We start from the raw sequence: 14619 nt of genomic DNA on the forward strand, positions 1-14619 counted from the left end.
ATGCGTCAGAACGGCATATCCGTGCTCAGAACGCGTAAACATAAGGTCACGACCGACAGCGATCATAAGTTCAACATCGCGCCGAACCTGCTGGATCGAGACTTCAGCGCTAATGCGCCCAACCAGAAATGGGCGGCCGATATCAGTTACATTTGGACGCGTGAGGGGTGGTTGTATCTGGCTGTGATCCTGGACCTGCATTCTCGGCGTGTGATCGGTTGGGCCGTCAGCAACCGCATGAAGCGCGACCTGGCGATCCGCGCGTTGAACATGGCGATAGCATTCCGCCCACCGCCCAAAGATTGCATCCATCATACCGACCGTGGCAGCCAATATTGCTCTCACGATTATCAGAAAATCCTGCGCCAGCATGGCTTCAAGGTATCGATGAGTGGCAGAGGCAATTGTTATGATAACGCGGCTGTTGAGACGTTCTTCAAAACCATCAAGGCAGAGCTGATCTGGCGGCGGTCATGGGAAACGCGGCGGCAGGCTGAGATCGCAATCTTTGAATACATCAATGGGTTCTACAATCCGCGCCGCCGTCACTCAGCACTCGGCTGGAAAAGCCCTGTCGCCTTCGAACGAAAGGTGGCTTAAACGAGCACTTGGGGCGGCACGAAAGCGCGACAGGTCCAGTTACGATTAACGAAGATAACACCGCTCAGGCCACGCCTATCATCAACGCGCGGCTTGCCGTGGGACTTGGGGAAAAGGGCTCAAGACGCACCATCCGCGCATCAGTTAGCCAGAAAAGATCAGACATGTTCACCGCTCGTTTTTCAAATTGTGAATCACGCACCACCTCGAAATCAATGGATCCCGCCCCTAAAAACGAAAAACTTTAAATCGTGACAAGACCAGCTCTGCAACAATGCTGACCTCAAATTTCTAACAATCATCTCACAATGAACTCAGCGTGAAGGGCACCTGCTGCTTTGATGCTTTTGAGAATGTCTATCATATCACGTGGCGATACGCCGAGGGCGTTCAGGCCTTGGATAACCTCTGATAGGGATGTTCCATTGGGCACCTCGGCCAAACCAATACCCGGCTCTTCGTCGATCCCAACATTGGTGCGCGGCACCACGACAGTTTCGCCTTCTGCAAAGGGGTTTGGTTGTACGACCAGCGGTGCTTCTTCGATACGTATCGTCAGATTGCCCTGACTTACCGCCACACGACTGATGCGGACATCCTCGCCCATAACGATCGTGCCCGAACTTTGATCGACAACCACGCGCGCCTTGCGCTGTGGTTCGACAGATATATTCTCGATCCGACCAATCGCATGGGCGGGCGATTGCAATCGGGTGGCGCCAATATCCACAAGGACAGTGCCGGCATCCAGCATCACGGCGACACCGCGGCGCAGATCGCGATTTATCGCAGCTTCGATCCGGCCGGCTGTGGTGAAATCAGGCGTTCGCAATGCCAGTCGTATGGATGTCAGGCCGGAAAAATCAAAGTCGATCTCACGTTCTACGCGCGCGCCTGCCGGGATCATTCCAGAGGTTGGAACGCCTTGGGTCACTGTGGCACCGTCACCTTCGGCAACGGCACCTCCGGCCAGTATCGTGCCTTGGGCGACGGCATAGATCTGGCCATCGGCAGCGTTCAGGGGCGTCATGATCAATGTGCCTCCCATCAGGCTTTTGGCATCTCCGATGGCAGAAACGGTAACGTCGATCTGCGCGCCCGTTCGCGCAAACGGAGGCAGAGCACCGGTCACCAAAACCGCGGCGACATTGCGGGGGCGAAACTGTTCGCCCGTCACATTCACCCCAAGGCGTTCCAGAATGTTTGACATGATGTCTTCGGTGAACGGCGAATTGCGCATTCCATCGCCGGTGCCATTCAACCCGACGACCAGACCATATCCAACCAGATCGTTGCCACGCACTCCATCAAATTCAACCAGATCCTTGATCCGTACCGGGCCTGCCGAAACCTGTGTTGCAAAACACAAAAACAGCACTGCCAAAGCGCGCAGAACCATCATCGCAAGTATCCTGTGAGGTTCAATCGCGACAGGCGCGCGGTCAAAGTGTAAAATGTCTCAAGTTGGGTCTGCACCATCTGCAATTTCGAAGCTGTTTCAAACGGATCCGCCCCGACCAGTTCGGCCCGTGCCATTTCAAGCGTATCGGTTTCAACAGCATTGCGGGTCCGCGCCGTTTCCAATCGGTTTTCGGAAATCCCCACCTCGCCCCGTACGGCGACAATACCTGCACTTGCATTGACCAAATCCAATCCCGAAGTGCGGATCAACGTTCGCTGCGCACCCGTATTGCCGGCCAGAACACCGCGATCTATCAAGGCTGCTTTTGCAGTCGCCGCCAAAGCATCCCGAATTTCCGAACTTTGGGCCGTAAGCGTAAATGACATCGTCGCTTGCGGAGAGATGCGAAACGGGCTGAGCGCCGTATCAGAGCCGAGGTAGTGGGCGTCAAACCCGCCTCCGGCTGCGAAAAAAGCGTCTGTTGCCGTTGAAATGTCTTCAGCAGTTGCACCGGCGGGCAATGTTGCCAACAGATCATCCAGAATTGATTCTGAGTTACCCACAGGCTGTGTCGCCGTGTCGTTGCCGGCAAACAAGGCGCGTCCGGCAATTTTTGTATTCAGCGTATTCACCAGCGAATCAAACTGATGGCTCGCCTCTTTGCCGAAATTGGCGATAAGTGCCGGGTTGTTCGAATTTTCCAAGTCAAATGGATGGTCAGCCAGACCATCAAGGTATCCTGTCACCTGAGAAAGCGCGCTTTGCGCGGCGGTCAAAAACAGGTCTGATTCATTGATGATTGTTTCATAGGCTGAAAGATTTGACAAAGATCGTTCGATAATCGCGACCGGTGCCAAATCGCCGCTTAGAGGTGTGCGAATGTCCGATTTCAAACCCGACGTCATTTCTTGCACCAGTGTATTCATTTCCGTGCGGATCCGCACGTTAGAGGCGCGATTGCCAAAGCTCATTGCGAGGTCACCAATAGTCTGCATCATCGTCTTAAATCTCCAACAAGCGGCGCATCATGTCATCGACCACCTGAATCACTCGGGCGTTCGCGGCATAGGATTGTTCGATCTGCAAAAGTTTCTGCATCTCTTGATCGGTATCAACGCCGTTCAAAAGCTCTTGCTCTCGCAAGGCATCGGCGCGATTCTGAGAAAACGATTGTGATTGCTCGGCTCGAAACAGGGTGCCGCTGTTGCGTGACATCAATTCCGAAGCGTACCCCGATGCCGACAGCGAGATACCCAGATCTGTCGCGCGCGAGTCATTCAAACTATCCGACAAAGCCTGTAGAATTGCGCCATTTCCGACATTTCCCGCCGCCCCGGCCCCCAGGCCATCGCGCAAACGGCTGGCCATTCCGCCCTGGGCCGGATCAGCCAGAGAATTCAGGCTTAATCTTTGCGCCAATCCTTCGGGGGGCGAAGCCGCCAGAGCGGCGCCTGCATCTGTAAACAAACCCGGATCACCCACAGCGCGGGTCGGGTCGATGCCTGCGGCTTCGAACCTTTGAATCAAATCCTGGGCAAATGCGTCCAGATCTGCCTGTGCCCCGGGTGCAAGGGCATCGCGCACCTCAAAATGTCCGGCCAAACGGCCCCCATCAAAGCGCCCCGACCCTGTATTCATCGCAATCGCCTGTCCATTCATGGACAGCCCCGACAATTGCCCCCCGGCCAGGCTCATTCCAGTGGTCACCGCGTTTGACACGCTAAATTCAAATGTGGCGGCGAAACTGTCCAACATGACCTGCCCACCCGTCGTCATCAATGCGACAGCGCCGTTATCCCGGGGAATTTGGCGCACCGGAACAAGTTCGGCGATGCGATCAATCAACACCTGCCGTTGATCATGCAGCGCGCTGGCATCGTCATTCATGACTGAAAGGCGCGCAATCGAGCTGTTCAATTGCTTTACCTCGACGAGCGTGGTGTTCAACATGTCAACATCCCGCCCGATTGCGCGATCGGCCGCCTGACGTTCGGCCTGTATTCCCGCGCCAATACTGTTGACGCGCGCGACCAGATCTTTTGCCCCGTCCACCACCGCCTGCAACCGGGTGCTGGAATCAGGGCGGCTTGCGGCCTCTAACAGCCGCCCCTCAAATGACGTCAGACGCCCGGTCAGCGCGCCGGGATCATCCGGCGCGCCGATCAGATCTGACAGCCTGTCAAGGAAACCGGTCGTCGCGCCGCCCTGTGCGACGGCGGCATCGGCCAGACGTCTGTCCGACAGGACAACAGCATCGACCATGCGCTGGATGCCATTCACCTGCACCCCGCCCATCGGACCAGAGGATTGCGCCAATTCGCGGCGACCGTACCCAGGTGTCAGCGCATTGGAGATATTTGACGACACCAGCTGCGCGGACCGCCCGACGGCATTCAACCCGCTTAGGGCATTGTTCAGGGCAGAGGTCATACTCATGGTTCAATCCTCGGATCAGAGTGGGCCAAAACTTAGCGTTTGAGGTTTGTGGTTTCCTGAAGCATCTCATCGACCGTCTGAATGATCTTGGCGTTCGACGAATAGGCGCGCTGGGTCTGGATCAGATTGGTCAATTCCACCGCAATATCGGTGGTCGAGCCTTCCAACGAATACCCTCTGGTTGATCCGGTCGGGCCATCGCCAGCATCCCATAGAAACATCGCGCCACTTTCGGGCGATACCTTATAGGTTTGATTGCTCGTCGAAATCAGACCATCAGGGTTGGGCACATCAACGAGGGGCACCTGATAGATCGGACGGGTAAATCCGGTGTCATAAACCGCGTTGACCACGCCACTGGGATCAATTTCAACACCCAGCAGGTTACCCACCGGCGATCCGTTCTTTGTTAAATTCGTCGGCGCAAAGCTTGAGGAAAGTTGCGTCATCCCGTCAAGTCCGCCAATCTGCCCGATCGAAAACTGAATATCCCCGCCGCCAACGGTAATCGGCATCGAACCTGTTGCCGGATCATACGCCCCCCCTGCCACGTCAGTTACCGTCGCAAGGCGGCCGCCATTTCCCGCTGTGTCGTCAAATGTCAGTTGATATTCACCAACCACACCACCACCCGAGGCCGAATCGGTAATCACCATCGTCCAACTGTCAGATCGCCCTGTTGCCGGCACATCTGGTGTATAAGTCACCGTCAGGGATTCCGGCTGACCGAGATTGCCGAAATATTCCATCGAAAGCTCCAAAGGCGTGCCTGCTGCACCGGCCAGTGTTTCTGCCGATGGAAGGTTGACCCCCATGGTCATCGCTGTGGTTGGGTTGGCAATGGATTGGTTGTGGCGAATGTTTACAGGGGCCAAAGCCGCGCTGGTATCGCGCGTCACACTGGGCAGCGTCCCATCCCCATTCAACGGCCACCCCATCAAGACCTGACCGGCCGAATTTACCAATATGCCCTGGTTATTGGGCCGGAACGATCCGGTCGTCATCAGGGATAGCGGCAGGTCACCCTGCCGACCCAAGGCCGCAATATCGGTTACAGGCAACATGCCGCGGCCTTCAATGGAAATATCCATCGGGTTATCGGTGCCGACAACCTGGCCTGCCATGCTGATATCGCGGCTGGTGGTGGTGGTGACCCCGCCCGCCGTGTACCGCCCGGCCGACAGCTGTCCGCCGTTCACGACCATGGAATGGAAATCAGTATCCATCCGTTTATGTCCAAAGGTCGAAGAGTTGGCGATATTGTCGGAAATGCCCGCCAGCCGCTGGGCATTCGCGTTCAAACCCGCCACGCCCGCCGCCATCGAGGAGTAAATTGTCATAATGCGCCTTTCTGATGCGTTATCCCGTTCTCCTCTCTGTGTTACGCCAGCAGCGTTAACAGGCCGCTAACCGATAAAATTCGTGACAATCCCGCAGATCGCTCAGCGAAGCAGGATCAGTTCAACCCGATTGTTCCGCACGGACATCGGATTCCTGACAACCAGTTCACGATCGGCAAAGCCGCTAACTCTTTGAATTCGTTTCTCATCGACCGGCGAACCTTGCAACAATCCGCGGATCACATGGGCACGCGCACTTGATGTATCCCACACGGCGCTGTTCATCCGCACAACCGGTTGGGCACGTACATGGCTGGCCACCGCCACCTGATTTTCGGCCAAGGCAAACACACCGGCCACCAAATCCACCAGTTCTGCCAATAACGGAGTGGGCGATTCCGAATCGCCATCGAACAACATGGCATCGGGCATATCGAACAGTTCAACGATCAGCCCCTGATCGGTCACCCGGGTCATGATATGGCGCGACAAATCCTTGCTGACCATGCTTTCGCCTGCACGCGCTGTCAGCATATCTGCCAATGCCTCCATCTCGGCCTCGGTCGCGTTATCATTGGCATCACCTGCGGCATCTGCGTCGACGCCGGTTTGGCCCTGCGATTTATCGCTTTGCGCATGATAGCTTTCAGAGGCGCCCGCCCCGGTCTGCGTCAGGGTTTCTTCCGAAAACACACTGTCGCCACCAAACGATCCGCCGCCGCCCCCCGACACCCGGCTGATCGGAATCGTCGGGTTGAAATAATCGGCGATGCCTTTGCGCTGATCTTCGGACGTCGTTCCCAAAAGCCACATCAGCAGAAAAAATGCCATCATCGCGGTGACAAAATCGGCATAGGCCACTTTCCACGCGCCACCATGATGACCACCCGCAATCACCTTTTTGCGTTTAATGATTATTGTCGCATTTCGCTGCGCTGTCATAACTCACACCTCTGTTCCCACCGCCCCAAGGTGTATCAACGGCGCATGAACCACCGCTTAACCTTTAAAAATCAACATGTTTGACGTGTTTTGGAACGATTTGCGCCCTGTTTCTGACGATGACGTTAACGCAGAAACCAACGCCGCCACGCCGATCCCTGGCGCGCTGGGGTTTTGCCATCTTTCGCGCCGATGGTTGATTTCCTTGCCTTCCATATTCATCCAAGGGCGCCGCGCGCCCCCTATCGCCATCAAATCACACGGTCCCTTGCGCCCTGCCCGGACAGGCACGGAAACACTTGCGGTAAAATTAAGGCACCCGCGATGCCACTTGTTAACTCAGCACAGCACCGAATCAGCGCGCTTTCCCGCTTAAACAGGCCACATAACCTTCGTTCCTCACGCCTTTGCGTTGAAACCCGATGCGCCGCGCCGTGGTTTTTCCTGCTGGAAATATCCCGGGGGTCTGGGGGCTGGCCCCCAGTCCGCCGTTGCAGCCACGCGCGCCTTGGGCCAAACTCGGACGCATGAACAACCTTGCACATCTTCATCGCCAGATCGCCAACAGCCGCGATGCCCTGATCGCGCTGACCCAAGATTTGATCCGCATTCCCACGCTGAACCCACCGGGGGAAAATTATCATGCGATCTGTGACTATTTGGATCAACGCCTGAGCAATTCGGGCTTTGACACCGAATTGGTACGCGCCGTTGGCGCACCGGGCGATTGCGAAAAATATCCCCGTTGGAACATTGTGGCGCGGCGCGATGGGGCGCGGCCGGGCGAGTGTGTTCACTTCAATTCCCACACTGATGTGGTCGATGTCGGCCTCGGCTGGACGCGCGATCCGTTTGGCGGCGAATTATGCGATGGCAAAATCTATGGTCGCGGGGCCTGTGACATGAAAGGCGGGCTGGCCGCATCGATCATCGCCGCAGAATGTTTCATCGCCGCCTTTCCCTACTATCAGGGTGCCATCGAAATCTCGGGCACGGCGGATGAGGAATCCGGCGGGTATGGCGGCGTCGCCTATCTGGCGAAACAGGGGTATTTCAACCCCGACAGGGTGCAGCACGTGATTATTCCCGAACCTTTGAACAAGGATCGGGTGTGTTTGGGTCATCGCGGCGGTTGGTGGGCCGAAATTGAAACCTTTGGCGAAATTGCCCATGGGTCAATGCCGTTTCTCGGCGATTGCGCGGTGCGCCATATGGGCGCGGTGATCAACGCTTTTGAAACCACGCTGTTTCCGGTCATGGCAAAGCGGCGCACCGATATGCCCGTGGTGCCCGAAGGCGCGCGTCATTCCACTATGAACATCAATTCAATTCATGGCGGGCAGGCCGAAAATCTGGCCGATTCAACCGCGCTGCCCTCGCATTGCGTGCCGGATTCCTGCCGTATCGTGATTGACCGGCGTTTTCTGGTCGAAGAGCCGCTGGATCAGGTGCGCGGCGAGGTGCGCAGCATTCTTGACACGCTCACCACCACCCGACCCGATTTTGAATATGACCTGCGTGAACTGAACCACGTTCTGCCATCGATGACCGATCGCGAGGCGCCGGTCGCCCGCACCGTGGCCGGTGCCATCGAACAGGTGCTGGGAAAACCGGCGCAATTCGTCGCCTCGCCCGGCACCTATGATCAAAAGCATATCGACAGGATCGGTAAACTGAAGAATTGTATCGCCTATGGGCCGGGCATTTTGGAACTGGCGCACAAGCCCGATGAATGGATCGGCGTTGATGATATGATGGACAGCGTAACGGTCATGGCGTTGTCTTTGGTGGCGCTTCTGGCCCCCGACCAAACCTGACCGAACAACGGAGAAACACCCATGCGTCTCATCCCCATCCTTGCGGCTTTCGCCCTGTCGGCCGGCACAGCCATCGCCCAGGACAGTATAACCGTCGCGATTCAGCTTGAGCCACCAAACCTTGACCCAACCGCCGGGGCCGCCGGGGCGATTGACAGCGTGTTATATTCCAACGTTTACGAGGGCCTGACCCGGTTTGCGTCAGACGGCACAATCATTCCCGGCCTCGCCGATACTTGGGAGATTTCCGACGATGGCCTGACCTATACCTTTTCTCTGCGCGACGGCGTTACATTTCATGATGGCACCACGATGGACGCCGAAGATGTAAAATTTTCCCTTGATCGGGCGCGCGGCGATGACAGCACCAATGCCCAAAAGGGCCTGTTCGCGCCGATTGATACGGTCGAAGTGGTCGATCCCCTGACCGTCAGGGTCACCCTGTCCGCGCCGATGGGCAACTTTCTGTTCAACATGGCTTGGGGCGATGCGGTGATCGTCGCACCAGAATCGGCTGATACTTTGGCCACCCTGCCCATCGGCACCGGCGCGTTCAAATTTCAGGACTGGGCGCAGGGTGATCGGATCGAACTGGTGCGCAATCCTGACTATTGGGGTACACCTGCACATCTTGAACGCGCGACGTTCAAATTCATTTCCGACCCCACCGCCGCTTTTGCCGCCGTGATGGCCGAAGATGTCGATGCCTTTGTCGGCTTTCCTGCCCCCGAAAACCTGCCGCAATTTGAGGCGGATTCGCGGTTTCAGGTGCTGGTTGGCAATACCGAAGGCGAAACCATTCTGGCGATGAACAACAAAATGCCGCCCTTTGATAATATCAAGGTGCGCCAGGCTGTCGCCCATGCCATTGATCGCCAATCCATCATCGACGGTGCAATGTTCGGGCTGGGCACGCCTATTGGCACCCATTTCGCGCCGCACCATCCTGCCTATGTCGATCTGACCGATCTGTCGCAATTCGACCCCGAGCTTTCGAAAAAACTGTTGGCCGAGGCGGGTTTTGCCGATGGGTTTGAAACCACGCTGAAACTGCCGCCCCCGTCCTATGCCCGGCGCGGAGGTGAGATTATCGCCAGCCAATTGCGCGCCGTTGGCATCACCGCCAAGATCGAAAATCAGGAATGGGCGCAGTGGTTGGAAAACACCTTTCGCGGCAAAGATTTCGGCCTGACCATCGTATCGCATACCGAACCGATGGATTTCAGCATCTATGCCAATCCCGATTACTATTTCCAATATGGCAAACCCGAATTCATCGCCATCATGGATGAACTGAACGCCACCACCGCCCCCGATGCGCGCACCGCGCTGATGCAGGATGCCCAGCGCATGATCGCACAGGATTACGTGAACGGGTTTCTGTTTGAATTGGCCATTCCCACGGTGGCCAAGGCCGATGTGCAAGGGTTGTGGCTGAATCAACCGACCCAGGCGGTGGATCTGACCGGCGTTTCCTGGGCCAACTAGGCCGGAAACCTGTGGCGGCACGCACACCCGCGCGTGCCGCCACACCGGATCAGGCGAGCAATTGCGCGATCTGATCCTTCAGGCGCATCCGGCGTTTGCGCAGGTCTTCTTCGGCAAAATCGCTCATCGGTTCGATATTGGTTTCGGCCCGGTGAACCGAACGGTTAACCTCGTGATACTCATCATGCAACTTGCGGAAATGCGCATCGCTTTCCTTCAGGGCATGGATCTGATCCACCTTGTCGGGAAATTCTTCGCTCAATTCATGGGGGGTATGCGACACGGCATGTCTCCTGTTACTTTGCAGTTGCATCACCCTAACGCCCCCGTCCGCGCGCCACTTTGATTTGCATCAACACCTGGCGTTAACCTGTGCGATTTCATGGCATTGCAATCCGGGTGTGGTGCATATGGGGCGCAGACGGATCCGCGCGCAATAACCCGCTGGACCGCCCCGAAATACCGCCCTAACGTTGCGCCATGCTGCGGTATATTCTGAAACGGTTTCTGTCTCTTGCGATCTCGCTGATCGTTGCCAGCATGGTTATATTTGCGGTGATTGAAATCGCCCCCGGCGATCCGGCCGCGTATATGCTGGGCATCAATGCACAGCCCGATACCATCGCCGCGCTGCGCGCCGAACTGGGGCTGGATCAGTCAAAACTCCAACGCTATCTCAGTTGGGTTGGCGGCATGGTCGTGGGTGATTTTGGCACCTCATATGCCTATCGCTCGCCCGTGGCCGAAATGATCGGTGATCGGTTGTGGGTGTCGTTGCCGCTGGCGATCTATGCGCTGACGCTGTCAACGATCATCGCGTTTCCGGCAGGGATTTATGCGGCGTCCCGGCGCGGCCATTTTGGCGATACGGCGGTGATGGGGGCGACGCAACTGGGTGTGGCAATCCCGAATTTCTGGTTTGCGATGATTTGCGTTCTGATTTTTGCGATCAAACTGCGCTGGTTTTCCGCGGGTGGATTTCCCGGCTGGGACAGGGGATTTTGGGACGGGATCAAGGCGCTGACCCTGCCCGCCATTGCCCTTGCCCTGCCGCAGGCGGCGATTTTGGCGCGGGTGATGCGATCATCGCTTTTGGACATGCTGGGCGAAGATTTCATCCGCACCGCGCGGGCCAAGGGGTTGTCGCGGCGCCAAACCCTGTGGCGGCACGCCTTGCGCAATGCGATGATCCCGGTGCTGACCATCATCGGGCTGCAATTTTCATTCCTTTTGGCCGGGGCAATCATTATTGAACAGGTGTTCTTCCTGCCCGGTCTGGGCCGGTTGGTGTTTCAAAGCATCAGCGCGCGCGATCTGATCGTGGTGGAATCCGTGGTGATGCTGTTGGTTTTCGCCGTGATCCTGGTGAATTTCCTGGTTGATCTGACCTATGCCATCGTCGATCCCCGGCTTAGGGGGCGAACGTGATGCGCAATTTGATCCTAGGGGCCGCGCTGACGACGGTTTTTGTGTTGGCCGCGTTAATTTCATTCATCTTTACGCCCTATGATATTGCGGCGCTGGATATTCCCAACAAATTGCAACAGCCCAGCGCGCAGCACTGGTTTGGCACCGATCATTTTGGCCGCGATATTTTCTCGATGATCATGGTGGGCGCGCGCACATCGATTGCGGTGGCGGTTCTGGCGGTGGGCATCGGCATGGGGCTGGGCATTCCACTGGGCCTGACGGCGGCGGCGCGGCGCGGCGGGTGGCTGGATGAAATCATCATGCGCGGCAACGATCTGGTATTTGCCTTTCCAGCGCTGGTGATTGCCATTCTGATCACCGCCGTGTTCGGGGCCAGCGCGGTGAATGCGATCATCGCCATCGGTATTTTCAACATTCCGGTGTTTGCCCGCCTCAGCCGGGGCGCCGCGTTGGGATTGTGGAGCCGCGATTTCATCCTGTCGGCCCGGGTTGCCGGGAAATCATCGGCGCGGATTTCGGTGGAACATATCCTGCCCAATATCGGCAATCTGATGATCGTTCAGGGCACGATTCAGTTTTCGCTGGGCATCCTGGCCGAGGCGGGCCTGTCTTATGTCGGGCTTGGCGCGCAACCGCCCACACCCAGTTGGGGGCGGATGTTGGCCGATGCCCAAACCCTGGTCAGCATCGCGCCGCATCTGGCGCTGTTTCCGGGCATGGCGATCATTCTGACGGTGCTGGGCCTGAACCTGATGGGCGATGGGCTGCGCGATTGGCTGGATCCGCGGCTGCGGGTGCTGCGCGCATGACCCTGTTATCGGTGCGCAATCTGAATGTCGGAATTTACAGCAAACCCATCCTTAAGGATGTGTCGTTTGACATTGCGCCGGGGCAAATCGTGGCCCTGACCGGCGAATCCGGGTCGGGCAAATCGATGACAGCACTGGCCACCATGGGGCTTTTGCCCCGTGGCGCACAGGCCAGTGGTGCGCTGATTCTCGATGGGCAGGATATTTTGAACCTGCCCGAACCAAAACTGTGCGCCCTGCGCGGCAATACAATGGGCATGGTGTTTCAGGAACCAATGACCGCCCTGAACCCGGTGCAAACCATCGGCAACCAAGTGGCCGAAACCATCCTGATTCACGGCCCGTCAACCCGTGCACAGGCGATGGAGCGGGCCCGCGATATTCTGGATCGGGTCGGGTTAACAGCGCATCCCTTGGGCCGGTATCCCCACGAAATGTCGGGCGGACAACGCCAGCGCGTGGTGATTGCGATGGCCATCGCCAAGCGCCCGAAACTGCTGATCGCCGATGAACCCACGACCGCGCTGGATGTCACCACCCAGGCGCAAATTCTGGAGTTGCTGAAATCACTGGTGGCCGATTTCAACATGGGCCTGATGATGATCACCCATGACCTGGCCGTTGTCGCCACCATGGCCGAGCGGATTGTGGTGATGCAAAACGGAACAGTGGTCGAACAGGGCGACACCGCGCAAATCCTGCACCATATGCGCCACCCTTATACAAAATCCCTGATCGCGGCCTCAACCCACCGCCCCGATATGCCCCCGGCGGCCCCACAGGATGATCCGATTCTGGTGGTTGAAAACGCCACCCGCACCTATCCCGAACCGCGCCGCCGCCTGTTTGGCAAACGTGAATATCGCACCGCAGTTGATGGCGTCAGCCTGACTGTGAACGCGCGCGAACGGGTCGGATTGGTGGGGGAATCGGGCTGTGGCAAATCCACGCTGACCCGCGCCATTTTGGGGCTTGAGCCGTTGCAGGGCGGCAAAATCACCGCCTTTGGGCAAGACATCGCCACCCCGACGCCCCGCCTGCGCAGCGGCCTTCAGGTGGTGTTCCAAGACCCCTACAGCAGTTTCAATCCCCGTCACAAGGTGGCCCGCCTGATCACCGAGCCGTTTCATCTGTTGCCCCATCCGCCAGCCGGCAAGGCCCGACAGGATGCCGTGGCCGAGGCGTTGATCGCCGTTGGCCTGCATGCCGAGGACGGGGGAAAGTACATTCACGAATTTTCCGGCGGGCAACGGCAACGCATCGCCATCGCCCGCGCGCTGATCCTGAGGCCCGATCTGATCGTGTTTGACGAGGCGGTGTCGGCCTTGGATGTATCGGTGCGCGCGCAGGTTCTGGATCTGTTGGCGGCGTTGTGCCGCAGTCACGATCTGGCCTATCTGTTCATCAGTCACGATCTGTCGGTCGTGCGCTCAATCACTGATCGGGTGTTGGTGATGAAAGCCGGAAAAATCGTGGAACAGGGTGAAACCGAAACGGTCTTCAGCCAGCCCAAACACCCCTATACCCGGGTGCTGATCGACGCAGCGCCAATGTTACCACTGCATAACGAAGGAATACCCTAATGAGATTGTCAGAAAAAACCGCCATCGTCACCGGCGCCGGATCGGGGTTCGGAGCCGGGATCGCCCGCAAATTCGCCGCCGAGGGCGCGCGGGTGATGTGTGCCGATATCGATGCCGCCTCGGCTCAGGCGATGGCCGATGAAATTGGCGGCGTTGCCTGCACTGTCGATGTGGGCGATGGGACCAGTGTGAACGCCATGGCCGAGGCGGCGCGCGCGGCCTTTGGCGACATTGATATTCTGGTCAACAACGCTGGCATCACCCATTTGCCCACGCCCATGGAGGACGTGAGCGAGGAAGAATTCGACCGGGTGCTGCGGATCAATGCGAAGTCGGTGTATCTCACCGCGCGCGCCTTGGTGCCGGGGATGAAAAATCGTGGCACCGGTGCGATCTTGAACATCGCCTCAACCGCCGGTGTATCGCCCCGCCCGCGATTGAATTGGTACAATGCCAGCAAAGGCTGGATGATCACGGCAACCCAGGCCATGGCGGTGGAACTGGCCCCGTTCGGTGTGCGGGTGAACGCATTGAATCCGGTAGCGGGGGAAACCCCTTTGTTGAAATCCTTTATGGGCGAAGACACCCCGGAAGTGCGCGCCAAGTTCCTGTCGACGATTCCGCTGGGGCGGTTTTCAACCCCTGAAGATATGGGAAATGCCGCCAGTTTTCTGTGCAGTGAAGAGGCGTCGATGATCACCGGCGTCGCACTGGAAGTGGATGGCGGGCGCTGTATATGATGCAAGGAATGGGGGGCCAGCCCCCCAAACC

Annotated in this window: 14 protein-coding genes and 1 pseudogene; 7 read left to right on the forward strand and 8 right to left on the reverse strand. The window is 57.6% G+C overall.

The annotated features are described in order from the left end of the window. Positions 1 to 600: IS3 family transposase (locus C8265_RS18280; RefSeq protein ID WP_108485443.1), on the forward strand; the 600-nt coding region annotated here is incomplete at its 5' end. A gap of 38 nt (positions 601 to 638) precedes the next feature. On the opposite strand, the pseudogene C8265_RS18285 reads toward C8265_RS18280, so the two are convergent. The 7 genes and pseudogenes from C8265_RS18285 to C8265_RS19595 all read right to left on the reverse strand — a co-directional run. Then, positions 639 to 766 (reverse strand): annotated as a pseudogene (locus C8265_RS18285) (IS5/IS1182 family transposase); the annotation flags it as partial. Between the two features lie 132 nt (positions 767 to 898). Beyond that, on the reverse strand, positions 899 to 1999 hold the full coding sequence (locus C8265_RS18290; protein WP_108485477.1) for a flagellar basal body P-ring protein FlgI: 1101 nt from the start codon (positions 1997 to 1999) through the stop codon (positions 899 to 901). Beyond that, positions 1999 to 3000 carry a flagellin gene (locus C8265_RS18295; RefSeq protein WP_108485444.1) on the reverse strand — a complete coding sequence of 334 codons (1002 nt, stop codon included), beginning with the start codon at positions 2998 to 3000 and terminating at the stop codon, positions 1999 to 2001. The genes C8265_RS18290 and C8265_RS18295 overlap by 1 nt, the downstream gene beginning before the upstream one ends. Before the next feature lie 4 nt (positions 3001 to 3004). After that, a complete protein-coding gene (gene flgK, locus C8265_RS18300; protein WP_108485445.1) occupies positions 3005 to 4438 on the reverse strand; it encodes a flagellar hook-associated protein FlgK in 1434 nt (477 codons plus the stop codon). Positions 4439 to 4470: 32 nt separating this feature from the next. After that, positions 4471 to 5778: a flagellar hook protein FlgE gene (locus tag C8265_RS18305; protein WP_108485446.1), complete on the reverse strand. Its 1308-nt coding sequence runs from the start codon at positions 5776 to 5778 to the stop codon at positions 4471 to 4473. 102 nt (positions 5779 to 5880) lie between these two features. Continuing rightward, entirely contained in the window at positions 5881 to 6720 is an 840-nt protein-coding gene (locus tag C8265_RS18310; RefSeq protein ID WP_108485447.1) for a flagellar motor protein MotB, read from the reverse strand. A 57-nt stretch (positions 6721 to 6777) separates the two neighbouring features. Continuing rightward, positions 6778 to 6942 (reverse strand): hypothetical protein, encoded by a 165-nt coding sequence (locus C8265_RS19595; protein ID WP_164512389.1) that lies wholly within the window; start codon positions 6940 to 6942, stop codon positions 6778 to 6780. A gap of 305 nt (positions 6943 to 7247) precedes the next feature. Between C8265_RS19595 and C8265_RS18320 the strand changes: the two genes are divergently transcribed. After that, positions 7248 to 8537 carry an acetylornithine deacetylase/succinyl-diaminopimelate desuccinylase family protein gene (locus tag C8265_RS18320; RefSeq protein WP_108485478.1) on the forward strand — a complete coding sequence of 430 codons (1290 nt, stop codon included), beginning with the start codon at positions 7248 to 7250 and terminating at the stop codon, positions 8535 to 8537. A gap of 21 nt (positions 8538 to 8558) precedes the next feature. Continuing rightward, positions 8559 to 10025: an ABC transporter substrate-binding protein gene (locus C8265_RS18325; protein ID WP_108485449.1), complete on the forward strand. Its 1467-nt coding sequence runs from the start codon at positions 8559 to 8561 to the stop codon at positions 10023 to 10025. A 49-nt stretch (positions 10026 to 10074) separates the two neighbouring features. Here the strand turns inward: C8265_RS18325 and C8265_RS18330 are convergent, their stop codons facing one another. Beyond that, complete coding sequence (locus C8265_RS18330; protein WP_108485450.1) at positions 10075 to 10308, reverse strand: HP1242/YdcH family protein; 234 nt, start codon at positions 10306 to 10308, stop codon at positions 10075 to 10077. A gap of 197 nt (positions 10309 to 10505) precedes the next feature. On the opposite strand from C8265_RS18330, the gene C8265_RS18335 reads away from it, so the two are divergent. From C8265_RS18335 to C8265_RS18350, 4 genes are read left to right on the forward strand one after another with little or no spacing between them, the layout of a single operon-like run. Further along, on the forward strand, positions 10506 to 11453 hold the full coding sequence (locus C8265_RS18335) for an ABC transporter permease (protein WP_108485451.1): 948 nt from the start codon (positions 10506 to 10508) through the stop codon (positions 11451 to 11453). Continuing rightward, a complete protein-coding gene (locus C8265_RS18340) occupies positions 11450 to 12265 on the forward strand; it encodes an ABC transporter permease (protein ID WP_108485452.1) in 816 nt (271 codons plus the stop codon). Before C8265_RS18335 ends, C8265_RS18340 begins: the two co-directional genes overlap by 4 nt. Beyond that, complete coding sequence (locus C8265_RS18345; RefSeq protein ID WP_108485453.1) at positions 12262 to 13848, forward strand: ABC transporter ATP-binding protein; 1587 nt, start codon at positions 12262 to 12264, stop codon at positions 13846 to 13848. The genes C8265_RS18340 and C8265_RS18345 overlap by 4 nt, the downstream gene beginning before the upstream one ends. Further along, entirely contained in the window at positions 13848 to 14588 is a 741-nt protein-coding gene (locus C8265_RS18350) for an SDR family oxidoreductase (RefSeq protein ID WP_108485454.1), read from the forward strand. The genes C8265_RS18345 and C8265_RS18350 overlap by 1 nt, the downstream gene beginning before the upstream one ends. Positions 14589 to 14619: the final 31 nt, after the last annotated feature.

Source organism: Oceaniglobus ichthyenteri (genome assembly GCF_003057885.1).
In the GTDB taxonomy this organism is placed as follows: domain Bacteria; phylum Pseudomonadota; class Alphaproteobacteria; order Rhodobacterales; family Rhodobacteraceae; genus Oceaniglobus; species Oceaniglobus ichthyenteri.